This is a genomic window from Nonomuraea sp. NPDC050733 (genome assembly GCF_040654215.1).
Lineage (GTDB): Bacteria > Actinomycetota > Actinomycetes > Streptosporangiales > Streptosporangiaceae > Nonomuraea.
In genome coordinates, this window is sequence record NZ_JBFAHO010000001.1 from 463057 (window position 1) to 484308 (window position 21252).

Consider the following 21252-nt stretch of genomic DNA (forward strand, 5'->3'; position numbering starts at 1 on the left):
GCCACCTCCGCACCTTAGATAATTTGAGAGATCACTATCTTCTGAGAGTACACCATCATTTGCGTGGGCGGTAAAATGATCGCTTTCCGCCTCTCGTCGAGGCTCTGGCCGCCCAGCCGCCAGGTTCGCCGTCCTGTCCGCCGAAGAGATCGCCGCAGGGCACGCACGAGAGGTGTTCGCGGTCACCGTGCCGGAACTGCTGGTGGCCAACCTGCGGAAGAGTCCGGGCGCGATCCGCGAGGTCGGCGAAATCGTGGCGGACAAGGCCGGATGGAGGCAGCTCTCGCCCAGGCCCTCGCATATCGAGCTCTACCCCGCCGAAGGGGCGCTGCCGCTGGCACTGGAAGAGGCCGCCTTCCGCCTCAACCCCACGCAGGGACTGGCCGGCATGAAACTTGCGGGGTGTGGTGTCGAGCGCGGCGAAGGCGAGCCGTGTTCCGCGCGACGGCCGGGCTGTGACAGTCTGAGTAGACGTGTGCATATCGCACGCGTTAAGCTGCTTGCGAATCGCACGCAACTAGGAGTGGTCATGCTTTCCGAACCCCCGGCCCAGGACGATTTCGCCACCGAGCCGGAAGATCCGTCCCGCGCCCACCTCGCCGGAGCGGGCCCGGCCCTCTTCCGGCTGGTCCGCTTCTGGTCGCGCCGATGGGTGGCGGCCACCGCGGGAGAGACGACCGGAGACATGTCCCGCGTCCAGGACATCCTCGTGCTGGAGGCGGTCGACGCCGCCTCGGCGCGGCTGGGCGAGGTGTCCGTCACCGATGTCGCGCACGAACTCGGCCTCGACCGCTCGGGCGCCAGCCGCATGATCAGCGCGGCCGTCGACCACGGCTACCTCGCACGCGCCTCCTCCGAGCAGGACGCACGCCGGGCGACGCTGACCGTCACCCCCGCCGGCGCGGAGGTTCTGACCGGGGCGCACGCCTTCCAGGAAGAAGTGTTCGCCCGCCTCACCGCCACCTGGGATCCCGACGAGGTCGCGAGCTTCGCGAGCGGCCTGCGCCGCCTGGCCGGCGAGACCGCCGCGACTTGAGCCGGACCGCCAGGCCGCGGCGACGCGGGGGCTGGCAGCTCCGCCACGCGGGTGGCGATCCGGCCGAACAAGTCACCGACCGTGGTCAGGGCGGCGGCGCGCAGCATGTCAGCCGGGATCGGCGTGCCGTCCGGGCCCACCAGGGGCACATCCGTTCCGCGAGCGGCTCGTCGGTGACGGGAAAGCCGTCGGCAGCCGGCCGCGCGCGCACGGCCGCTCCGCCGTCGCCGTCAGGCGTACTCCGCGGGGATGTCGAGGATGCGCAGGACGGCGCAGGCCAGGGTCTTGCCGGCACCCACCCCGATGAGCAGCACGTAGTCGCCGGGGGCCAGCGCCCCGTCGGCCAGCAGATGGTCGAGGGCGACGAACTGGTCGCTGACCCCGAGGTGCCCGATACCGGCACCGTAGTCCCAGGTGGTGTCGGCCAGGGTCAGCCCGAACCAGCTCGCCCGCTCCTCCACGTTGTCCCAGCGCCCGTGCGGGAACGCCACGCGCTCCACCTCGTCGAGGGTGATCCCCGCCTCCTTGAGGGTCCGCTCCACCAGCTCCACCAGCGTCCTCTGCATCGCCAGCATGACGCCGGCGCCGTCGCGGGCCAGCAGTCGCTCGCGGAACTCACGGTGGCGGGCGGCGAAGTCGAGCGGCCGGCCCACGGTCGCGTCGGGCGGGAACAACGGCACGCCGCCGTCGTTGACCGCGTCGGCCTCCGGCAGCACGGTCACGTTGACCGACCGCAACTGCGCGAAGCCCGGGTCCGTGGTGACCAGCAGCGCGCACCCGGCGTCACCCACCACGTAGCCCTCGATCATGCGCCACCGGTCCACCAGCGGGCTGCCGTGGTTGTCGGCCCCGACCAGCAGCGCCCTGCCGCCCGGCCGCAGGTACCCGGCGGCGAGCTGCAGCGCGCCGAACATCCCGCAGCATCCCTGCCGCAGCTCGGCGGCCAGGACGTCGCCGCCGACCAGGTGCTGTTGCAGGTAGTACTGCGGCTGCCAGCCCTCCGGCCCCTGGTGCCAGACGTCGGCGTACAGCATGAGGTCCAGGTCGCGCGGCGACATCCCGCCGGAGCGCTCGAACGCGTGCCGGGCCGCGCGCAGCGCGAGCTCCGGAGCCGGTACGTCACCGGCCACCGCCGCACCGCGCAGGCGGAAGTACTCCATCTCGCCGGCCGGATAGCGGCCCTCGGCGACGGCCGTCTCGATGCTGACCACCGGTGGCAGATGGACGCCGATACTGCGCAGGTAGATGTCGGATGTACGCATCCGTGCTCCTTCAGCGCGGCAGGCCGCGGCGCGGGACGTGGTGGAACGAACAAGCCTCTGGTGGGGAGGGGGAAAGAGCCTGCTGGAAGAGCTGTCGGGTTGCCGATCACAGGCCGGCGACACGTATGACGGCCTCGCAACCTGGACGTCGGAAGATGTGTCCGGGGCGGTCAGCGCCGATGGTAATCGGGAAGATCCATCCATGACTAGTGGTGTCATTCCTCGGACGAACCATGGATAATCTTCACCTCCGATGATCACCGGCGTGCCGACGCAGGGGTGCCACTTCTCGGCCCGGAAAGCAGCTCACCCCATGTCCCAGAACCAGGCTCCGGCCACCGGTCAGAAGCGCACCGGCCGGCTCATCCTCGTGCTCGCGGGCCTCACCGCGGTCGCTCCGCTGGCCGTCGACATGTACGTGCCCGGCTTCCCCGGCCTGGCCAGATCCTTCGGCACCGCGGCCTCCTCGGTCCAGCTGTCCCTGACGGCCTTTCTCGTCGGGCTCGCCGCGGGGCAGCTGCTCCTGGGCCCGGTCAGCGACGCGGTGGGCCGCCGCCGCGTCCTGCTGGCCGGCGCCGCGCTGTTCACGGTGCTGTCGCTGGCCTGCGCCGTCTCCCCCAGCATCGAGATCCTCGACGCCGCGCGGCTGTTACAGGGCGTCGCAGGGGCGGCGGGCATGGTGGTCGCCCGGGCCGTGCTCACCGACCGCTTCCACGGCACCCCGGAGGCGGGTCGTCACTTCGCGACCCTGTCCGCGATCGTGTTCATGGCCCCCGTGGCCGCGCCGGTGCTCGGCGGGGCCATCCTCGGCATCGGCTCCTGGCGCCTCGTCTTCACCGCGCTGGCGGGCTTCGGCGTCCTGCTGATCGCGGGACTCCTCGCCTGGGTGCCGGAGAGCCTGCCCGCCGCCCGCAGGCAGTCGGGCGGGGTGGCCGGCGTGGCCAAGGCCATCGCGATGCTCGCCCGGCGGCCCGCCCTCGTGGGGTACGTGCTCGCCGCGTCCTTCACCGGGGCCGCGCTCTTCACCTACATCGCCGGCTCGACGTTCGTCTTCCAGGACGTCTACGGCCTCTCGGCCACGCGGTACAGCCTCGTCTTCGCCGTCAACGCCCTCGGCATGCTGGCCTCCAGCGTCCTGTTCGGCCGCCTGTCCGCCCGCGTCCGGGCGGACACCCTGCTCGTCGCGGGGCTGACCGTGTCCGGCACCGGTACGGCGGCCCTCGTCGCGTCGCTGGCCACGACCGGCGGCTCCTTCGCCGCCACCTGGGCCTGCCTGTTCGTCACCGTCGCCGGCCTCGGCACGGCGCTGCCCGCCACCACGACCATCGTCCAGTCACTCGGCCACGACGCTCCAGGAGCGGCCTCCGGCCTGCTCGGCGGCAGCCAGTTCATCCTCGGCGCGGCCGCCTCACCCCTGTCGGGTCTCCTCGGCAACGGCCGCACGGTCTCCATGGCCGTCATCATGCTGGCCGCCTTCGGCCTCGCCGCGCTGTCCCTCGGCCTGGTGCGCCGGGCTGGGGGACGTGCGGCGGCTTGACACTTCTTTTGGAATGTGGGCGTAATGGCTGCCGCGTCGCGTGTCGCCGCCGGGAGGACGGACGGAGGCATGGAGGCGCCGAATCAAAGGGGATGACACCGTGGCCACTCACACCGTCGGTCGTGCCTGAGCACACCGCGCCCGCGCGTCGTCCCATGCCTCTTGCGGTGTCGTAGAACCCGCTCGCTTCGGCATGCCCGTGCGGGTTTCCCATGTCATCGACACCCGCCGCAAGGAGCCAGACCCAGCATGCCCATGAACTTCAACCAGCAGATCATCGACGAATACCGCGCCAACAAGGGCCAGGTCGGCGGCCCCTTCGAAGGAGCCCGGCTGCTCCTGCTGACCACCGTGGGCGCCAGGACCGGCGCCGAGCACACCACGCCGCTCGGCTGCCTGCCCGACGGCGACCGCATACTCGTCATCGCCTCGGCCGGCGGCGCGCCCCGGCATCCGGCCTGGTATCACAACCTGCTCGCCAACCCGCAGGTCACCGTGGAGGACGGCGTCTGGACGTACCAGGCCAAGGCGGTCGTGCTCGAGGGCGAGGAACGCGAGCGCCTGTTCGCCCGCGCCGTCGAGGCGGACCCGGGTTGGGGCAGGTACCAGGAACAGTCGGGCCGCGTCCTGCCGGTGGTGGCGCTGATGCCGATCGCGTTCCGGCCGCCCGCCGGCGCTCTCGGCGACGCGCTGGTCACCATGCACGACGGTTTCCGCCGCGAGCTTGCCCTCATCCGCGCGGAGGTGGCCCGGTCGGGGCCCCGCGTGGCCGCGCAGCTGCGGGTCAACTGCCTGACCATGTGCCAGGGCCTGCACGGTCACCACTCGAAGGAGGACACGTTCATGTTCCCGGAGCTGGAGAGCCGTCATCCGGAGCTGGCCGCGGTGATGGCACGGCTGCGGGCCGAGCACGAGGTGATCGCGCGGCTGCTCGACGAGCTCAAGACGCTGCTGGCCGCCGACGATGTCGCCCCCGAGACCCTGCTGAGCGAGGTGAACCGGCTCACCCAGGAGCTGGAGGCCCACCTCGACTATGAGGAGGAGCAGCTCGTACCGCTGCTGAACTGATCTGCCGCGGGAGGCCGACGGGTTCGGCTCGGCGATGCCGGCGATGGGGTCGAGACTCTCCACCTGGTGGACCGGAGAGTCTCCTCGCCGCTCCGGCAACGCACCCCTCACCGTCGCGCCATATCACTGTCAGTGACCATCAGGTTACGTTCGGCGTGCGACGCGGTGGTGATCTCCGTGGGAGGAGCGGACCGCGGCAGGGATCCGCACCGTTGGTGACCCCGGGACGACCCCCGGCATAGAGCGAAGGTGGGGTGGCCGAGATTCATCTGACTCCGCACGAACAGGAACGCCTGCTGATCCATGTGGCCGCGGATGTGGCCCGCAGGCGGAAGGAGCGGGGAGTTCTCCTCAACTACCCGGAGGCGGTCGCGCTGATCACGGCGCACGTGCTTGAGGCGGCCCGGGACGGCAAGTCCGTTCACGAGCTCATGACCGCCGAAGAGAAGATCCTCTCCCGTGACGACGTCATGGAGGGCGTCCCCGAGATGATCACCGACATCCAGGTCGAGGCGACGTTCCGCGACGGCACCAAGCTGGTCACCATCCGTGCCCCCTTCGCGGAACCGGAAGCGGAGACGCTGGTCGATCCGGGGAAGATCGACCATCCTGAGGGCGCCGCACAGGTGGCCTTCAACGAGGGCCGCGAGATCACGATGGTGACTGTCACCAACAGTGACGACCGTCCCATCCAGGTGGGCTCCCACTACCACTTCTACGAGGCCAATCCCCGCCTCAGCTTCGACCGCTCCGCCGCCTACGGCAAGCGCCTGCACATTCCCGCCGGCAGTTCCGTCCGGTTCGAGCCCCGGTGCACCCGGACGGTGGGGCTCGTGCCCATCGAGGGCAGGCGCATCGTCGCCGGCCTGCGCGGCGAGGTCGGAGGGCAGCTCGATGGATGAGTCCCTGACGGACACCCCGGCGGACCCGCCCGCCGAGCCGGTGGCGGAGGCGTCGTCACGGGATGGCGTGCCGGACCCGGAGATCCCGCCGGTCGAGCAGCCTCTCACCCGCACGCAGTACGCCGACCGGTTCGGCCCGACCGCCGGGGATCGCATCCGGCTGGCGGACACCAACCTGCGGATCGAGATCAGCGAGGACTGGTCGGGTGGTCCGGGACGCAGCGGCAACGAAGTCATCTTCGGCGGCGGCAAGGTGATCCGCGAGTCGATGGGGCAGTCGTGCGCGCCGCGCGACTCGGCGAAGTTCGGCGCCCCGCAGCCACCTGACACCGTCATCACCGGCGCGGTCGTCCTGGACCATTGGGGCGTCGTCAAGGCCGACGTCGCCATCCGCGACGGCCGGATCGTCGCGCTCGGCAAGGCCTACAACGACGAGACCATGGACCGGCTGCACGACGGGCACGAGCGGGCCACGGACTTCCTGATCGGTCCCGAGACCGAGGTCATCGCGGGCAACGGCAAGATCCTCACCGCGGGCGGAATCGACACCCACGTGCACTTCATCTGCCCCGAGCAGGTCCACGAGGCCCTCGCCGCGGGCGTCACCACCCTCATCGGCGGCGGCACGGGCCCCGCCGAAGGCAGCACCGCCACCACCGTCACGCCCGGCTCCTGGCACATCACCCGGCTGTTCGAGGCGCTGGACGCCTTCCCGGTCAACATCGGGCTGCTCGGCAAGGGCAGCACCATGTCCACCGAATCCCTCTACAACCAGGTGGAGGCGGGCGTCCTCGGGTTCAAGATCCACGAGGACTGGGGGGCCACCCCGGCCGTCCTGCGCCGCTGCCTGGAGGTATGCCGGGCGACCGGCGTCCAGCTGGCCCTGCACGCCGACTCGCTGAACGAGGCGGGCGCGGTCGCCGACACCATCGAGGCCATCGGCGACCACCCGATCCACGTCTTCCACGTCGAGGGCGCCGGCGGCGGCCACGCCCCCGACATGATCACCATGGCCGGCCTGCCGAACGTGCTGCCGGCCTCCACCAACCCCACCCGTCCCTTCACCGTCAACACGGTCAAGGAGCACATCGACATGGTGATAGTCTGCCATCACCTCAACCCGCTGGTGGAGGAGGACCTGGCCTTCGCCGAGTCGCGGATCCGGCCCTCCACGATGGCCGCCGAGGACATCCTGCACGACCTCGGCGCCATCTCGATCATGTCGTCGGACGCCCAGGCGATGGGCCGCATCGGCGAGATGATCATCCGGACGTGGCAGACCGCGCACGTGATGAAGGCCAGGCGCGGCCCGCTGGAGGGCGACCGGGCCGGCGACGCCGGGGCCGACAACCACCGGGCCCGCCGCTACGTCGCCAAGTACACGATCAACCCGGCCATCGCGCACGGCATCGATCACGAAGTCGGCTCGGTCGAGGTGGGCAAGCTCGCCGACCTGGTGCTGTGGGAGCCGAAGTTCTTCGGCGTCAAGCCGCATCGGGTCATCAAGGGCGGCCAGATCTCCTACGCGCAGGTGGGCGACGCCAACGCCTCCATCACCACCCCGCAGCCGGTCCTGCCCAGGCCCATGTGGGGGGCGACGGGGCGGGCGCCCGGCGCCAACGCGGTCAACTTCGTCACCGAACGCGCCATCAGGGCGGGCTTGGCCGAACGGGTCAAGGTGAGCAAGGAGTTCAGGGCCATCCGCGACACCCGCAAGGTCTTCAAGGCCGACATGCGGGAGAACAACGCCCGCCCGGCCATCCGCGTCGATCCCGACACCTTCGAGGTGGAGATCGGCGGAGCGGAGGCCAAGGACGTCAAGACGGAGATCGACGACCAGCTCGTCGACGGCAATCAGTTCGCCGACACACTGCCCATGGCTCAGCGGTACTTCCTCTTCTGATCGCCGCCACCTGATCGACCCGCCGTGACGGCCCCCCGGTGGCCGACCCACCAGGATCGACCGACGTGAACGACCGACGTGAACGAAAGGTGAGCCACGCACGATGAACCGTGCCGCCCTGCTCGTCCTGGCCGACGGCCGTTTCCCCGCCGGAGGGCACGCCCATTCCGGTGGGGCCGAGGCGGCCGTCACCGCGGGACGCGTGCGTGACGTGGCGAGCCTGGAGGAGTTCTGCCGCGGCCGGCTGCACACCAGCGGCCTGGTCGCGGCAGGGCTCGCGGCCGCGGCCGCCGCCGGGTACGACCCGCTGCTGCTGGAGGAGGCGGCCGACGCCCGCACCGCCGCCCCCGCCCTGCGGCGGACGTCGCGCAGGCTCGGGCGGCAACTGCTGCGGGCCTGCCGGGCCGCCTGGCCCTGCTCCGAGCTCGATGCCCTCGCCGCGGCGTGGCCGCGGGGCGCCCACCAGCCCGTGGTCCTCGGCGTGGCGGCCCGCCGCGCCGGGCTGACCCCGCTGGACGCCGCGTACGTGGCGGCGTACGAGAGCATCGGCGGCCCGGTCACCGCGACCGTCCGCCTGCTGCGGCTGGACCCCTTCGACGCCGCCGCCGTCCTGGCCCGCCTGGCCGCCGACCTCGACCACGTCGCGGCCCTGGCGGCCGACGCCGCACAGCGCGTCCACACCGACGGACCCGCCGCGCTGCCGGCCGTCTCGGCGCCGCTGCTCGACATCGCCGCCGAGCAGCACGCCGCCCGCCCCGTCCGTCTGTTCGCCTCCTGACCACGCCTTCGACCCTCCCGGGAGCAGCCATGCATCTCCACCACAGCGGTACCTTCCCCGAGGGCCACGTCCACGGCCCCGGCGGCTCCTTCGAGCGTCCCGGTGGCCGCCGTCGCGCCATGCGCATCGGCCTCGGCGGGCCGGTCGGCTCCGGCAAGACCGCCACCGTCGCCGCCCTGTGCCGGGCGCTGCGCGAGGAGTTGTCCATCGCCGTGGTGACCAACGACATCTACACCCGCGAGGACGCCGAGTTCCTGCTGCGCGAGGCCGTCCTGCCCGCCGAGCGCATCACCGCGGTCGAGACCGGCGCCTGCCCGCACACCGCCATCCGCGACGACATCTCCGCCAACCTCGAAGCCGTCGAGGACCTGGAGGACCATCTCGGCTCGCTCGATGTGATCCTCGTCGAATCGGGCGGCGACAACCTCACCGCGACCTTCTCCAAGGGCCTGGCCGACGCGCAGATCTTCGTCATCGACGTCGCCGGCGGCGACGACATTCCCCGCAAGGGCGGCCCCGGCCTCACCTCCTCCGACCTGCTCGTCATCAACAAGACCGACCTCGCCCCCCACGTCGGCGCGGACCTGGCGGCCATGGCCCGCGACGCCAAGGCCCAGCGCGGCGACCTGCCCACCGTCCTGACGGCGGTCAAGACCCCGGGCGGCATCACACCCGTGGCCGACTGGGTCCGCCGGCGCCTGGCCGACTGGACCGGCGGCCCCGCATGACCCTCGCGCCCTCTCCGGCCGGACCGGCCCGGCGCACCGGGCTCGGCGTGCGCGCCACCGCCCGCATCCGGGCGGCCCGCGCGCACAACGCCACCGTCCTGCCTGTCCTCGCCGGTGACGGCCCCTTCGACCTGCGCCGCGGCCGCCCGCACGGCGACCAGGCACGGGTGTGCATCGTCGGCGCCATGAGCGCCCCCCTCGGCGGCGACCGGCTGCGCATCGAGGCCATCGCCGAACACGACGCCCACCTGCGCATCACCACCGCCGCCGCCACCATCGCCCTGCGCGGCCCCACCACCGACCACGCCACCTACGACGTGCACCTGACCGCGGCCGAGCGGGCCGGCCTGCACTGGCTGCCCCAGCCGCTCATCTCCGCCGCCCGCAGCAACCTGCGCCAGAGCTGCACCATCGACCTCGCCCCGACCGCCCGACTCCTTCTGCGTGAAGAGATCGTCCTCGGCCGTGCCGGCGAGCCGCCGGGCCGGCTCGCCACCCGCCTCACCGTCCGCCGCGACGGACGGTCCCTCCTGGACCAGCAGACGATGTACGGCGCCGGCGCACCGGGCTGGGACGGTCCCGCCGTCGTCGCCGGCCACCGCGCCGTCGGCCAGATCCTCATCGTCGACCCGGCACTGGAACGGCAACCGGCCCACGCCCGGCTGCTCGGCGACGACCCGGCGACCGGCCAGGCCGTGCTGGCGCCCCTGGCGGGCCCCGCCATGCTCATCACGGCTCTGGCCCCCGACACCCTGCACCTGCGCCGCCTGCTGGACGCGGCGCAGCAGGTCGCAAGTCCACCGGCGCTCCCCGGACCGCCTGGCGCCGGGATGCGGCCTTCCTGACTCGGGTCCGGTCACGGAGCGGCGACGTCGATGTTCTTGGCTCGCATGTCCTTGTTGTCGAACATTCTGCGGCCCATGGCCCTGCCCACGCCCGGCATCCGCATCATGCGCATCATCCCCGCGCGCAGGAGATGCTCTTTGCGGTCGTGCGGAGTGAAGATGCGGCGTCCGGGCAGGGCGCTGTCCTGCTGGAGGTGGATGAAGGGCCTCATCCGTGTCTCCCAGGCCCGTAGCGCGCCGGGCACGTCGCCGGGGTGACGTTGCAGCATGGTGCCCAGCAGTTCGCCGCCGGCAAGGCCGCTGGAGGCGCCCATGCCCGCGTACAGGGTGACGCACCAGGCGGAGTCGCCGATCAGCACGACCCGGCCCCGGTGCCAGCGTGGCATCTTGACCTGCTGCACCGAGTCGAACAGCGCGTCGGGGGCCCGCTCGTAGCGCGTCAGCAGGTAGCCGCCTGAGCGGCGCGCGGGCGCCCGTTCCACCACCACCGGCTCCCATCCGGCCTGGCACAGCCGCAACGCGGTGGCGATGCCGGCGACCCCGAGCCCGACCACCAGCGCCCGCCCGCCCTTGCCCGCCTCTGTCATGACGGCTCCTCTCCTGGGCTCCCCGCCATGCTATCGACAAACTGACCGAAACGGTTCAATTGGTCAGTCAGCCCATGACTCGTACTATCGGGCATAGTTGTCAGGAGCGGATGCCTGTGACGGATGGTCGGTTTCTCGAACACCGGCAGTGGCGGCGGGAGGAGGGGCACATGGGCGGATGGGCCCGGCATCTACCTCGGAAGCTGGAGAAGGCCGAAGGCGCCGCCTTCGACAAGCAGTTCCTCCACATGATGATCCAGCACCACACCGGGGCGATCGAGATGGCACGCACCGAGCAGTCGCAGGGTTCCAACCCGGAGGCGAAGGAGCCCGCCAAGACCATCGAGACCGCCCAGCAGGCCGAAGTCGAGCAGATGAGGAAGATCCTCGACCGGCTCCAGGCGTGGATGTCGGCTGCCCGGGACTGCTCCCGGGCAGCCGATGGGCGTGTCGCCGCAGGAGAAGGAGCAGGTCAGAGCGTGAGCAGCGAATGGCAGTGATGGGCGAGGAAGGAGCTGAACCCGGGCACCAGCGCGACCATCGCCGGGCCTGCCAGCAGCATCGCCACCGTCAGCAGCCCGGCGACGCGCTGGCGGTGGTCGAGCGGCGCTTCGGGGTTCAGCATGCGGCGCACGCGTGTGAGCGCCGTCTCGCCGCCCGCGCCGAGCGTGGAGGCGGGCACCCGGCCGGTGGCCAGGCGGACCAGCGCGGCGGCGATCTGCGCGCGGGGATGACGGCGGGCGGCGACGTCGTCGGCCAGCAGCTCGATCAGCCGGGCGATCTCCGTCCTGCCCCGCTCGAACAGCGGCACGCCGGGAAACGCCCTGGCCAGGATCTCGGCACCGGCGAGCGCGAGATGATGGCGGCCACGCAGATGCGCCCGCTCGTGCTCCAGCACCGCGGCGACCTGCTCGGGCGCCAGCGTGCGCAGCGCACCGGTGGTGATGACCGCCTGGGCGCGCCTACCGGGCACGCAGTACGCCAGCCTCTCCTCGTGGTCGATCACGATCGCGCCGAGGCCGGCGTCGCGCCGGCCCAGCAGAGCGGGCAGCGCCGCGTGCTCGCGACGCTCCATCCCGGCTCTGAACAGGACAGCCGCTTCGCAGTAAGCCACCCTTGCCGGCGCCGCACCCGCCACGAGCAGGACCACGACGCCCGCCGCGCTCAGCCCGGAGCCGTCGTTCAGCATGGCGGCGCAGACCTCGAACAGCCCGGCCAAGCCGTGCCCCACGATGTCGGCGGGAACGGCGAACGCCAGCGCGGCGAGCACGGCGGACGCCACCACCGACGCGCCCGCCGCCTGCCACAACGAGATCGCCAGCCGCGGCGCCCGGTCGGCCCAGCTCGCGACCCAGCGCGGCCTGGGCAGCCAGATCGCGGCCACGATCGTGTAGAGCGTCAGGACGACGGCGGCGATCACGTCGGCCTCCCCTTGGGCGGGAAGACCTGCAGCGCCGCCTCCAGCGCCGCGGCCTCCTCGGGCGTGAGCCGTTCGAGGAAGTGCACGAGCGTGGCGGCCTGGTTGCCGCCGCCCGCCAGGACGGTGCGCATCAGGTCGGCGGTGTACGCCTCCTTGGAGGCGACCGGCTCATAGACGTAGGCCCGGCCGACCGGCCGGCGCTTGAGCAGCCCCTTGGTGTGCAGCTTGTCCATCACGGTCATCACGGTGGTGTACGCGATCGTCCGTTCCTGCTTGAGGTCCTCGAACACCTCCCGGACGGAGGCCGGCCGGCGTCGGGCCCACATCCGATCCATGATCGCGGACTCGAGCTCGCCAAGGCCTCGTATCATGCCGCCGATGCTACCGGGGATCGTAGACGGAGCGGTTCACGAGCGGCGATACCACACTTGAGCGTGATCAAGCCCCAGGGGCCGATGGTTGCCATGTTCGTCTCCTGGGTCGGCGCGGCGAGAAGGCCGGTCTCGGCCCCGACGCCGATGTGCGCCGCTACTACGCCCTATAGGAAATTCATACCCCGCACTCGTATAATCCTGGCTCCGCTACTAAGGAGCCTCATCGTGGACCACAGTGGTCACCATCATCCATCCCAGGAACCCGATCTCCCGGCGGAGCACGAACACGAGCACCACAGCCCGCCCATGGCCACCTGGGCGATGGCCGCGCAGGCGACGCTGCACTGCCTGACGGGTTGTGCCATCGGCGAGGTTCTGGGCATGGTCATCGGCACCGCCGCGAGCCTTTCCAATCTCGCCACCGTGGCTCTGTCCGTGGCGCTGGCCTTCGTGTTCGGCTACGCACTGACCATGCGCGGCGTGCTGCGGGCCGGAGTCGACTTCCGCAGCGCGTTGAAGGTGGCGCTGGCCGCGGACACCATCTCCATCGCGATGATGGAGATCCTGGACAACGCGGTGATGCTGATCGTGCCCGGGGCCATGGACGCGGGCCTTGCCAGCTGGCTGTTCTGGGTGGCACTGGCCGGGTCGTTGCTGGTGGCCTTCGTGCTGACCACACCGGTGAACAAGTGGCTGATCTCCCGCGGCAAGGGTCACGCGGTGACACACCAGTACCACCACGGCCACTGAGGACCGCCTCCGACACCGCGCCTTGGGTGACGGCGAGTCGGGTCGCCGTCACCCGGGCGTCGGGATGCTACGTGGGCGGCTGGAGGACGGTGACCACGTGGGTGGCGCTCGCAGACTCGATGGTCGAGTTGCCGAGCAAGTTGACGGTGTACGTGTGTTCGCCGGCCGTGGTCGGCGTATCGGAGAAACTGAACGACCCGTCGGCGGCGGCGGCCGACTTCACCAGGCCCTTCGAGGTGACAGTGCCATCCGGGCTGACGACCTTGCGCGAGACGGTGATGATCGTCCGCGGGAAGGTGATGCCGTCGGCGCCGAAGGTGCCGCTGAAGTCGAGTCGCTCGCCGACGTTGCCCGTCGCCGGTCCGGTCACGGTGAGCGCCGGCTCGTACAAGGCCACCGTGACGGTCACCGAGGAGCCGCTACCCCGGAACCATGAGTTGCCCGGCCAGTACACCTGATACTTGAACGCCCCGATGGACGGCGGGGCGTCGGTGAACTGGTAGGTCCCGTCCGCCGCCGTGGTGATCTCCTGGAACGGCCTGGAGGTGCCGTCAGGGAGCCAGCGGTACAGTTCGAGCGTCTGTACGCCGGGTGGCAGTCCGCTGCTCAGCGTGAGCCGTCCGCTGAGGGTCGACTGCTTGAGCGCGGTCATCCCGCCGCGTCGCCCGCGGAGGAGTTCCAGCCACCCACGACGTAGTCGTCGTTCGGGCTGGCCCACGCTCGCTGTCGACCGTCGGCAACCACGAGCGCTTCTGGGCTCCGCCACGTTGACGTGACCGATACAGCACCATGCCAGCGGTAGGCGGTGGGGCCGGACCGGGTGAGGGTGGTCGGGCCGGCCCCGGAAAGGTCAGCTGCGGCCGAGCATGTCGGCGGTGAGGATGTTGCCGCCCAGCCCCCAGCCGCCGTCCGGGACCTCCTCCAGGAGGACGAGGGTGGTGGCCCGAGCTCGTTCTCCGTAGACGTCGGCGTAGGCGTCGGTGACGGCGTCGATGAGCTTCTTCCTGGATTCCGGGGTCAGGGTGTCGGCGGGCACCTTGAGGTTGGCGAATGGCATGTTGACTTCCTGATCAGTTCCGGGAGTGAGCCATCCGGCAGACTCCTTGGTGGCGGCCGACGGCAGGTGAGCACTCCGGGTTCCTGGACGTCGAGTCCTGACGGAAGACCGTGTGCCGCCGTGGGCCGAGAGGTGATCGCTGAATGGGATGTCGTGCCTGCCCGGGTGGGCGTGAGCACTGACTGATGACAACCGCGGTGCGGTCCTCACCGGGGTCGATGTGGCCCGGGTGACACGGTGACCTGGCGCGGGGCGGGCATCAGATGATCCCGCCGTTCGCGCGTACGACCTGCCCGTTGATCCAGTGCCCGGCTGGGCTGGACAGGAAGGCGACGACCTCGGCGATGTCCTGTGGGGTGCCGAGCCGCTCCAGCGGCGGCTGCTTGGCGAGTCCTTCGATGGTGGCCTCGTCCTTGCCGTCGAGGAACAGCTCGGTGGCGGTCGGGCCGGGCGCGACCGCGTTGACCGTGATGTCCCGCCCGCGCAGCTCGCGGGCGAGCACCAGCGTCATCGCCTCGACGGCGCCCTTGCTCGCGGCGTACGCCCCGTAGGTGGGGAACTGCAGGCCGACCACCGAGGTGGACAGGCTGACGATCGCGCCCCCGTCGCGCACGCGGCGCGCGGCTTCGCGCGCCATGACGAAGGCGCCGCGGATGTTGGTGCGGTGCAGTGCGTCCAACTCGTCGAGGTCGAGGTCGGCGATCGGGGACAGCGACATCCGTCCCGCCGAGTTGACGACCACGTCGACGCCGCCGAAGGACTTCTCCGCCGTGTCGAACATCCTCGCCACGGCGCCCTCATCGGCCACGTCTGCCTGGACCGTAACAGCCCGGCCACCGGACGCCGTGATCTGCTCGACCACCTGCGCCGCGGCGGAGGCGCTCCCTTGGAACCCCACCGCGACCGCACAGCCCCGTGCCGCCAGCGCCACCGCGATCGCCTTGCCTATCCCGCGGGAACCGCCGCTGACGACGGCCACACGCTGATCAGTCATGGAAGGCTCCTTTGCTCTTAGCGTCGATACGGGTTGGCCATATCGGCGTTACGTCATGACGGTAGCACAGATTCGTATCGTCGCTAACTCCTAGCGGTATCATTGATTGCATGGCAGAGAACGACCCGCTTCGCGCGGCGATGATCGAGGCCGCGGAGCGGCAACTGGCGTCGTCCTCGGACCATGAGGTCGCCACGCGGGCGGTCTGCGAGGCGGTCGGCGTGAGCCAGCCCGTGCTCTATCGGTTGTTCGGTGACAAGCGCGGACTGCTGGACGCCGTCGCCGACCACGGGTACGAGCGCTACGCCGCACTCAAGGCCGCCCAGGAGCAGACCGACGACCCGGTCGCCGATCTGCACGCCGGCTGGGACGGCCACATGGCGTTCGCGAGGGCCAACCCGGCCCTCTACCAGCTTATGTTCACTCCGCGGCCGTGGTCACACTCGACGGCGCGAGATCGCGTGATGGACCTGCTGGTGGCGGCGCTCACGCGGTGCGCGGCGGCGGGCGCGTTGAGGGTCGAGCCGCGGACCGCCGCTCAGCTCATCCTGGCGGCGAACGTCGGGACCGCCCTTGACCACATCGCCAGACCGGCCCTGTTCGACGACCCCGCGCTGTCCCACCGCATGCGCGACGCCGTGTTCTCGCACGTACTGACCACGACGACCGCGCAGAACGACGCCGACCCGCTGCACACCGCCGCACTGCGCCTGCACGCGCAACTCGATCTCACCGGGACGGAGGCCCTCGAACCGGCCGAGACCGCCCTTCTGCGGCGATGGCTCGAACGCATCACGCAACCCGGCCGAGGCTGACAGCCGCCCGCGCCAGCCTGCGCTCGGCCCGATGGGCGGGCGAGCACGGCATGAAGGAACACGCCGGCAAGCGCCTGCCCCGCACCGCCACGCCCCAGGGACCGGCCCGCATGATGTTCGCGCCCGACATCGTCGGCAGCTCCGCCGAGATCGCCGAGCAGCTCTACGCGCACGCCGCCTTCCGGGAGATCGACGAGGTCGCGTTCGCGCTGCCGTTCACCTTCGACCACGAGGGCTACACCCAGATCCTCGCCGGCATCGCGACCAGGCTGGGGCCCGAGGGTGGCGCATCGGCATGGCTCCGGTTGACCGGACCCGAGCGCCAGGGAATGGCAGACTGTGAGCATGCGGCCACTCCGAGCGAGATACTTCAACACCACCGGCCCGTGCGGCCCCGAGCGCCACTACATGCTGCCCCCCACGCAACGGCTCCCCCAGGCGCGCGAGCTCATCGACATGGACCGCTACTTTGTGCTGCACGCGCCCCGGCAGACCGGCAAGACGACCGCGCTGCGCACCCTGGCCTCAGAGCTGACCGCCGAGGGCGACACCGCCGCCCTGATGTTCTCCTGCGAGCGTGCCAAATCGGCCGGCGACGACTACGCCGCCGCGGAGTCGCTTCTGCTGGATTCCCTCCGCCAAGCCGCCGAGTGGTCGGGCTGGCCACAGGAGCTGCTGCCACCGGATCCCTGGCCGCAGGTCACACCGGGCAGTCGATTCAGCGCGGCACTGACCGAATGGTGCCACCGCAGCCCACGCAGGATCGTGCTGTTCCTCGACGAGATCGATGCCCTGCAGGGCAACAGCATGGTCAGCATCCTCAGTCAGCTCCGCGACGGTCACAACACGCGGCCGGCGGGCCAACCGTTCCCCACGTCCGTGGTGCTGTGCGGGCTGCGTGACCTGCGTGACTACAAGGTCGCCTCAGGCGGCGAACCCGGCCGGTCCAACCCGGCCAGCCCGTTCAACATCGTCACCGAGTCGCTACGCCTGGGCGACTTCACCGCCGACGAGATCGCCGAGCTGTACGACCAGCACACGCAGGCGACCGGCCAGGAGTTCACCAAGGACGCGGTGGACCGGGTCTTCGAGCTGACCCAGGGACAACCGTGGCTGGTCAACGCCCTCGCCTTTGAGATCATCCTCCAGATGGGGGTGACCGATGCCATCACCGTCGGGCAGGTGGAAGACGCCAAGGAGCGGCTGATCCGGAAACGGGCCACCCATCTGGACGCGCTGGTTGCCCGGCTGCGCGAGCCCCGTGTGGAACGGGTGATCGAGCCGATCCTGGCGGGAACGTGGCCGGACACGGACACTTCCTTCGACGAAGATGTCTCCTACGTTCACGACCTGGGCCTCATCCGGGGAACCCGGGAGCTGGAGATCGCCAACCCGATCTACCGGGAGGTCCTCCTACGGGTCCTGGGCCGGCGCACGGAGCGGTTCGTGATGGCCGATCCGCACAGCTTCGTGCTGCCGGACGGCCGGTTCGACCTGCCGCGCCTGCTGGAGGAGTTCGTCGTGTTCTGGCGCGAGCACGGCGAGGTGCTCATCCGGCAGGAGGGCTACCACGAGGCCGCCTGTCAGATCATCCTCATGGCCTTCCTGCACCGCCTGGTCAACGGCGGAGGCCAGCTCGACCGGGAGTACGCCGCGGGCACCAAACGCCTGGACGTACTGGTCCGCTGGCCCTACACCGGCCCGGAGGGCGAGCGGCTGGTGCAGCGGGAGGCCATGGAGCTGAAGGTCTGGCGAGCAGGCGAAACCGACCCGACGCCCGACGGACTCGCCCAGCTCGACCGATACCTGGACCGCCTCACCCTGCACACCGGCGCGCTTGTGATCTTCGACCGGCGCCCCGAGGCCCCAACCTGGAAGGAACGAGGCGGCTTCGAGCGCGCGACCACCCCGTCCGGCCGCCAGGTCACCGTCCTGCGGGTGTGACGGGTGCCCTGGATCAGCAGGCTCGCCAGCAGGCCGACGAGCACGACATGAGTGATGCCATGCTGCTTGAGCTGGAAGTCGAGGTCGGTGTTGGCGAATCCGCTCTGCGCCCAGTGTTCCGGGCCACGACGTCGCCGGGCTGCGGCTGAAAGTCGGGGTGGAACTCTCCGCCCCAGGTCCCGCGGGCAAAACTGTGCCGCTGCATGATGGAGCGTTGGGTGGGATTGGGGTGCTCCCATGTCTCGTAGCCGCCCGGCTCCCAGCGACGGTGCGGGACGAACGCCACACGTACGCCGGCTTCTCGCGCGGATGCGATGACCGAGCGCAGGTGGCTGGACGGGTGGTCCGGTCGCTGCGATCTTGTCGTGCAGGCCCTTGAGCGCGGCGACGTAGATCTCCGAGAAGGTGGGGAACGGTGGGATGGTGTCGCGCAGCCTCATGACGGCAGTTCAGTTCCAGCCTGTTCGCGCACCATGTAGTCGGCGTACCAGTCCGGCCAGTTCGGGTCCTCGGCGCCGGTGCGCGCCTCGTGCTCGCCGTGTGCGGCGGCGGCGCGGCGCAGCGCGGCCGCGACGTCCGCGGTGGAGGCGAACGTGGTGACCGACGGGTCAAGCCGTCCCGGGAGCCGGGTGGTGACCTCCTGCAACACCCAGCCGTTGCCATCGGGGTCGCTGAACGACAGGTACGAGCCGTAGCTGGTGCGCCGCGGATCCGGTCCGGGCACCCTGGCGTCGGTCCCGGCGTGGTGGAAGACGCCGCCGGCGTCGTGGAACACCTGGCTCGGGTCGGCGCCGAGCCTCTTGAGCTCGTCGTGGGCGGCGGCGATGTCGTTGACGATCAGGTGCAGGCCCTGGGCCGAGCCCGGCGTCTGGGAGGTGACCGACGTACCGAAGATGACCGACGCCGGCGAACCGGGCGGGGTCACCTGCACCACCCGGAAGTCCTCCCCGGTGGCGACGTCGGCGTCGAGCCGCCAGCCCAGCGCCGTGTAGAAGTCCTTGGCACGGTCGACGTCCGCGACCGGCACCACGACGACTTCGAGTTTCATGTCCATGACCCTGCGCCTCCTGCGCTCGTACGACAGCGAACGCGAGGGGATCCGTGCAGTCTGCCCGTGGGTGGCTTCGGGCAAACTCGCTGGTCGCCCAAGGCTCGCGAGCCGAGTCGTCGGTCGCTCACGCCACCCGGCGCGCGTAAGGGGCACGAAGAGGTCGTGCCCGTCGTCAGGAGCCTACGCGCTGCCATTCCGGCCAGGCTCGGGCGAGCGTGGCCAGCCCCTCGGGGAACAGCGCCCTGCCCATGCCGAACCGCAGGTGCTGTCCGGCATGGTCGAACATCACGTCAGGAGCCAGCAGCACACCGTGACGGTCGACCAGCCACTCGGAGAACGCCCGCGCCTCCGTCGCCGTCAGCCACGGGTACGCGCAGGTCCCACCTGCCGGAGGCACCCATTCCCAGCCAGGCGTGGACTCCACGAACGAGGCCAGCGCACCTGCGTTGGCGCGGACCAGGCTGTTGGCGCGATCCAGGAGAGCGGGAGCCGCCTGCAGGCCCGCGACGGCGAGGACCTCGCTCGGCGCGCTCGTGGCCAGCGTTGTCCAGTAGCGGTAGTCCAGCAGGCGCGCCGTCACCGCTGCGTTCTGCGTGACCGTCCAGCCGATCCGGACCCCGGCCATGCCCAGTACCTTGGACACGCCCGTGACCGAGATCGCGTTCGGCGTCAGCGCCGCCGCGGACGGGAGCCGGCGCCGCGGCTCCAGTTCGATGCCTCGGTAGATCTCGTCGCTCACCAGGAGGGCCTCGGTGCCGTCCACCAGGCCCACAAGCTCCTCGAAGACCGGCCTTTCCGGCAACGCTCCTGTGGGGTTGTGGGGGAAGTTCGCCACGATCAGCCGGGTGTCCGGCCGCAGAGCGCGCCTGACCTCGTCCACGTCCAAGCGCCAACCGTCCTCCCGCCGGAGGCGGATCTCGGTCACCTCCGCCCCGATCGCACGGGGCACATCGATCAGCAGCTGGTATGTGGGGCCGATGACCACCACGTGGTCATCGGCGCTGAGGATGGCGTTGAGGAGTACGAACACCGCCTCGGTGGCGCCGGCGAAGACCTGCACCGCCGACCCCGACGGGAGACCGGAGGACTGGGCGGCCAGTTCCCTCAGCAGCGGGTGGCCCGGGGATTCGGTGTAGCCCAGTGTCAGGGACTCGTACCACTCGCGCGTGTCCTCGGGGGCGACCTCCCACAGCGCATCCAGCGACATTCCTTCGGTGTCTGACCCGGTCAGGTTCACCCGGCACGTGAACTCGTGCTCGGCGAACATGCGCTCGATCAAGAACGGAGGCAGTTGCACGTCGCGATCCCGTCTGCTGGTAGGTGTGTCGACCTGGCGGCTGGTCCTGGGCCGTTGCGATCGACGAGCTCAGCCCTTCCCTTGCGGCGCACGATGTCACCATGGGTGTAGCCGGCGTGACTCATGCGCCGGATGCGCGGTGGGACGCAACCTCCGCAGGCGCTTCCTCCACGCTCTGGACACAACGCCCGGCGCCTACCGCCGGGCGTTCCGGGCCGAGCCCCGACGACCACCCGCTGGTCCGACGACGCCCGCCCCGCCTCCCGCTCGGGGTCCGCTCCTGGTCGGTCAGGGTCGTACGTAGCGCCGGAACATGATTCCTGAGGCGAAGGAACGGTGCTCGACCAGGCGCAGCCGCAGTATTTCTCTCACGGGCAGGTACGGCTTGCCGCCCCCGACGATCACGGGGAACGCGTACACCCAGAACTCGTCGATGAGGTCCAGCAGGGAGACGGCCAGCTCGGAGCCGCCGAGCTGGAAGGTGCCGTCGCTCTCCTGCTTGAGTCGCGTCACCACGGACACGGCGTCCTTGCGGCGGACGATCGTGAGTCCTTCGGGGACGGTCTGGAGCGTGTCGGAGAAGACGTACCGCGGCGTCTCCTTGTAGAGCTGGGCGAACTCCCGCTCGACGGCCGGGGCGCCTTCCTTGCCGAGGTCCTGCGTCCAGGGCTTTTCCATCGCCTCGTACAGCCGCCGCCCGAACAGGAACGCCGCGGTCCGGCGAACATGGTCGTTGGCCGCCTGGTGAAAGTCCTCGCCCGGGTCCATAAAGTCCATGCCACCGTCGGGACCCTCGATGTAACCGTCGATCGAGGTGTTCATCCAGTAGATGACCTTGCCCATAGAACTCCTCCTTGGTGGTGGCGGTCGTCCGGAGTGGAGACCCGGTGGAGCGCCGGAACTC

23 protein-coding genes are annotated in these 21252 nt (G+C 70.6%); 13 read left to right on the plus strand and 10 right to left on the minus strand.

Annotated elements, in window-relative coordinates; genetic code table 11:
* Positions 1-172 precede the first annotated feature (172 nt).
* Positions 173-1036 carry a MarR family winged helix-turn-helix transcriptional regulator gene (locus AB0H64_RS02115; RefSeq protein WP_357619048.1) on the plus strand — a complete coding sequence of 288 codons (864 nt, stop codon included), beginning with the start codon at positions 173-175 and terminating at the stop codon, positions 1034-1036.
* Between the two features lie 230 nt (positions 1037-1266).
* On the opposite strand, the gene AB0H64_RS02120 is transcribed toward AB0H64_RS02115, so the two are convergent.
* Entirely contained in the window at positions 1267-2298 is a 1032-nt protein-coding gene (locus tag AB0H64_RS02120) for a ketoacyl-ACP synthase III family protein (protein ID WP_357619051.1), read from the minus strand.
* 313 nt (positions 2299-2611) lie between these two features.
* On the opposite strand from AB0H64_RS02120, the gene AB0H64_RS02125 reads away from it, so the two are divergent.
* The 7 genes from AB0H64_RS02125 (at position 2612) to AB0H64_RS02155 (ending at position 10059) form a co-directional block, all read left to right on the plus strand.
* The gene (locus AB0H64_RS02125) at positions 2612-3835 is read left to right on the plus strand and encodes a multidrug effflux MFS transporter (RefSeq protein ID WP_357619054.1); all 1224 of its coding nucleotides are present in this window, start codon (positions 2612-2614) and stop codon (positions 3833-3835) included.
* Between the two features lie 249 nt (positions 3836-4084).
* Entirely contained in the window at positions 4085-4903 is an 819-nt protein-coding gene (locus AB0H64_RS02130; protein WP_357619057.1) for a nitroreductase/quinone reductase family protein, read from the plus strand.
* 254 nt (positions 4904-5157) lie between these two features.
* On the plus strand, positions 5158-5805 hold the full coding sequence (locus AB0H64_RS02135) for an urease subunit gamma (protein WP_357619060.1): 648 nt from the start codon (positions 5158-5160) through the stop codon (positions 5803-5805).
* The gene (locus AB0H64_RS02140) at positions 5798-7708 is read left to right on the plus strand and encodes an urease subunit alpha (RefSeq protein ID WP_357619062.1); all 1911 of its coding nucleotides are present in this window, start codon (positions 5798-5800) and stop codon (positions 7706-7708) included. Before AB0H64_RS02135 ends, AB0H64_RS02140 begins: the two co-directional genes overlap by 8 nt.
* A 103-nt stretch (positions 7709-7811) precedes the next feature.
* Positions 7812-8486, plus strand: a complete 675-nt coding sequence (locus AB0H64_RS02145) for an urease accessory UreF family protein (protein ID WP_357619065.1) — start codon at positions 7812-7814, stop codon at positions 8484-8486.
* A 119-nt stretch (positions 8487-8605) separates the two neighbouring features.
* Positions 8606-9214 carry an urease accessory protein UreG gene (ureG, locus tag AB0H64_RS02150; protein WP_357619698.1) on the plus strand — a complete coding sequence of 203 codons (609 nt, stop codon included), beginning with the start codon at positions 8606-8608 and terminating at the stop codon, positions 9212-9214.
* A complete protein-coding gene (locus tag AB0H64_RS02155; RefSeq protein WP_357619068.1) occupies positions 9211-10059 on the plus strand; it encodes an urease accessory protein UreD in 849 nt (282 codons plus the stop codon). The genes ureG and AB0H64_RS02155 overlap by 4 nt, the downstream gene beginning before the upstream one ends.
* 11 nt (positions 10060-10070) lie before the next feature.
* On the opposite strand, the gene AB0H64_RS02160 is transcribed toward AB0H64_RS02155, so the two are convergent.
* The gene (locus AB0H64_RS02160) at positions 10071-10646 is read right to left on the minus strand and encodes a hypothetical protein (RefSeq protein WP_357619071.1); all 576 of its coding nucleotides are present in this window, start codon (positions 10644-10646) and stop codon (positions 10071-10073) included.
* Between the two features lie 110 nt (positions 10647-10756).
* On the opposite strand from AB0H64_RS02160, the gene AB0H64_RS02165 reads away from it, so the two are divergent.
* Positions 10757-11146: a DUF305 domain-containing protein gene (locus AB0H64_RS02165; RefSeq protein ID WP_357619074.1), complete on the plus strand. Its 390-nt coding sequence runs from the start codon at positions 10757-10759 to the stop codon at positions 11144-11146.
* Here AB0H64_RS02165 and AB0H64_RS02170 read toward each other — a convergent pair.
* Together AB0H64_RS02170 and AB0H64_RS02175 are read right to left on the minus strand one after the other, a co-directional pair.
* Positions 11119-12066: a M56 family metallopeptidase gene (locus tag AB0H64_RS02170; protein WP_357619077.1), complete on the minus strand. Its 948-nt coding sequence runs from the start codon at positions 12064-12066 to the stop codon at positions 11119-11121. The genes AB0H64_RS02165 and AB0H64_RS02170 overlap by 28 nt on opposite strands.
* Entirely contained in the window at positions 12063-12437 is a 375-nt protein-coding gene (locus AB0H64_RS02175; RefSeq protein WP_357619080.1) for a BlaI/MecI/CopY family transcriptional regulator, read from the minus strand. Before AB0H64_RS02175 ends, AB0H64_RS02170 begins: the two co-directional genes overlap by 4 nt.
* A gap of 309 nt (positions 12438-12746) precedes the next feature.
* On the opposite strand from AB0H64_RS02175, the gene AB0H64_RS02180 reads away from it, so the two are divergent.
* On the plus strand, positions 12747-13190 hold the full coding sequence (locus AB0H64_RS02180) for a DUF4396 domain-containing protein (protein ID WP_357619083.1): 444 nt from the start codon (positions 12747-12749) through the stop codon (positions 13188-13190).
* Between the two features lie 67 nt (positions 13191-13257).
* On the opposite strand, the gene AB0H64_RS02185 is transcribed toward AB0H64_RS02180, so the two are convergent.
* From AB0H64_RS02185 to AB0H64_RS02195, 3 genes are all read right to left on the minus strand, one after another.
* Entirely contained in the window at positions 13258-13842 is a 585-nt protein-coding gene (locus tag AB0H64_RS02185; protein WP_357619086.1) for a hypothetical protein, read from the minus strand.
* 198 nt (positions 13843-14040) lie between these two features.
* Positions 14041-14247: a 4-oxalocrotonate tautomerase family protein gene (locus AB0H64_RS02190; RefSeq protein WP_357619089.1), complete on the minus strand. Its 207-nt coding sequence runs from the start codon at positions 14245-14247 to the stop codon at positions 14041-14043.
* A 259-nt stretch (positions 14248-14506) separates the two neighbouring features.
* A complete protein-coding gene (locus AB0H64_RS02195) occupies positions 14507-15241 on the minus strand; it encodes an SDR family oxidoreductase (protein ID WP_357619092.1) in 735 nt (244 codons plus the stop codon).
* 110 nt (positions 15242-15351) lie between these two features.
* Here AB0H64_RS02195 and AB0H64_RS02200 point away from each other — a divergent pair, with 110 nt between their 5' ends.
* The 3 genes from AB0H64_RS02200 to AB0H64_RS02210 all read left to right on the plus strand — a co-directional run bounded on the left by AB0H64_RS02200 (position 15352) and on the right by AB0H64_RS02210 (position 18149).
* The gene (locus tag AB0H64_RS02200; protein ID WP_357619095.1) at positions 15352-16056 is read left to right on the plus strand and encodes a TetR/AcrR family transcriptional regulator; all 705 of its coding nucleotides are present in this window, start codon (positions 15352-15354) and stop codon (positions 16054-16056) included.
* Positions 16057-16401: 345 nt separating this feature from the next.
* Complete coding sequence (locus tag AB0H64_RS02205) at positions 16402-18000, plus strand: AAA family ATPase (RefSeq protein WP_357619098.1); 1599 nt, start codon at positions 16402-16404, stop codon at positions 17998-18000.
* Positions 17997-18149: a hypothetical protein gene (locus AB0H64_RS02210; RefSeq protein ID WP_357619101.1), complete on the plus strand. Its 153-nt coding sequence runs from the start codon at positions 17997-17999 to the stop codon at positions 18147-18149. Before AB0H64_RS02205 ends, AB0H64_RS02210 begins: the two co-directional genes overlap by 4 nt.
* Positions 18150-18436: 287 nt before the next feature.
* Here AB0H64_RS02210 and AB0H64_RS02215 read toward each other — a convergent pair whose 3' ends face one another.
* The 3 genes from AB0H64_RS02215 to AB0H64_RS02225 form a co-directional block, all read right to left on the minus strand.
* Positions 18437-19048 (minus strand): VOC family protein, encoded by a 612-nt coding sequence (locus AB0H64_RS02215; RefSeq protein ID WP_357619104.1) that lies wholly within the window; start codon positions 19046-19048, stop codon positions 18437-18439.
* 175 nt (positions 19049-19223) lie between these two features.
* A complete protein-coding gene (locus AB0H64_RS02220; RefSeq protein ID WP_357619107.1) occupies positions 19224-20348 on the minus strand; it encodes an aminotransferase class I/II-fold pyridoxal phosphate-dependent enzyme in 1125 nt (374 codons plus the stop codon).
* A 288-nt stretch (positions 20349-20636) separates the two neighbouring features.
* Entirely contained in the window at positions 20637-21191 is a 555-nt protein-coding gene (locus tag AB0H64_RS02225; RefSeq protein ID WP_357619109.1) for a dihydrofolate reductase family protein, read from the minus strand.
* Positions 21192-21252: the final 61 nt, after the last annotated feature.

What these genes read in the sequence shown, in the direction of transcription:
- AB0H64_RS02120 (WP_357619051.1), bottom strand. Translation starts at nt 2,298, where the DNA reads ATGCGTACATCCGACATCTACCTGCGCAGTATCGGCGTCCATCTGCCA.
- AB0H64_RS02125 (WP_357619054.1), top strand. Translation starts at nt 2,612, where the DNA reads ATGTCCCAGAACCAGGCTCCGGCCACCGGTCAGAAGCGCACCGGCCGG.
- AB0H64_RS02130 (WP_357619057.1), top strand. Translation starts at nt 4,085, where the DNA reads ATGCCCATGAACTTCAACCAGCAGATCATCGACGAATACCGCGCCAAC.
- AB0H64_RS02140 (WP_357619062.1), top strand. Translation starts at nt 5,798, where the DNA reads ATGGATGAGTCCCTGACGGACACCCCGGCGGACCCGCCCGCCGAGCCG.
- AB0H64_RS02145 (WP_357619065.1), top strand. Translation starts at nt 7,812, where the DNA reads ATGAACCGTGCCGCCCTGCTCGTCCTGGCCGACGGCCGTTTCCCCGCC.
- ureG (WP_357619698.1), top strand. Translation starts at nt 8,606, where the DNA reads ATGCGCATCGGCCTCGGCGGGCCGGTCGGCTCCGGCAAGACCGCCACC.
- AB0H64_RS02155 (WP_357619068.1), top strand. Translation starts at nt 9,211, where the DNA reads ATGACCCTCGCGCCCTCTCCGGCCGGACCGGCCCGGCGCACCGGGCTC.
- AB0H64_RS02160 (WP_357619071.1), bottom strand. Translation starts at nt 10,646, where the DNA reads ATGACAGAGGCGGGCAAGGGCGGGCGGGCGCTGGTGGTCGGGCTCGGG.
- AB0H64_RS02165 (WP_357619074.1), top strand. Translation starts at nt 10,757, where the DNA reads ATGCCTGTGACGGATGGTCGGTTTCTCGAACACCGGCAGTGGCGGCGG.
- AB0H64_RS02175 (WP_357619080.1), bottom strand. Translation starts at nt 12,437, where the DNA reads ATGATACGAGGCCTTGGCGAGCTCGAGTCCGCGATCATGGATCGGATG.
- AB0H64_RS02180 (WP_357619083.1), top strand. Translation starts at nt 12,747, where the DNA reads ATGGCCACCTGGGCGATGGCCGCGCAGGCGACGCTGCACTGCCTGACG.
- AB0H64_RS02185 (WP_357619086.1), bottom strand. Translation starts at nt 13,842, where the DNA reads ATGACCGCGCTCAAGCAGTCGACCCTCAGCGGACGGCTCACGCTGAGC.
- AB0H64_RS02190 (WP_357619089.1), bottom strand. Translation starts at nt 14,247, where the DNA reads ATGCCATTCGCCAACCTCAAGGTGCCCGCCGACACCCTGACCCCGGAA.
- AB0H64_RS02195 (WP_357619092.1), bottom strand. Translation starts at nt 15,241, where the DNA reads ATGACTGATCAGCGTGTGGCCGTCGTCAGCGGCGGTTCCCGCGGGATA.
- AB0H64_RS02200 (WP_357619095.1), top strand. Translation starts at nt 15,352, where the DNA reads ATGGCAGAGAACGACCCGCTTCGCGCGGCGATGATCGAGGCCGCGGAG.
- AB0H64_RS02205 (WP_357619098.1), top strand. Translation starts at nt 16,402, where the DNA reads ATGCGGCCACTCCGAGCGAGATACTTCAACACCACCGGCCCGTGCGGC.
- AB0H64_RS02215 (WP_357619104.1), bottom strand. Translation starts at nt 19,048, where the DNA reads ATGAAACTCGAAGTCGTCGTGGTGCCGGTCGCGGACGTCGACCGTGCC.
- AB0H64_RS02225 (WP_357619109.1), bottom strand. Translation starts at nt 21,191, where the DNA reads ATGGGCAAGGTCATCTACTGGATGAACACCTCGATCGACGGTTACATC.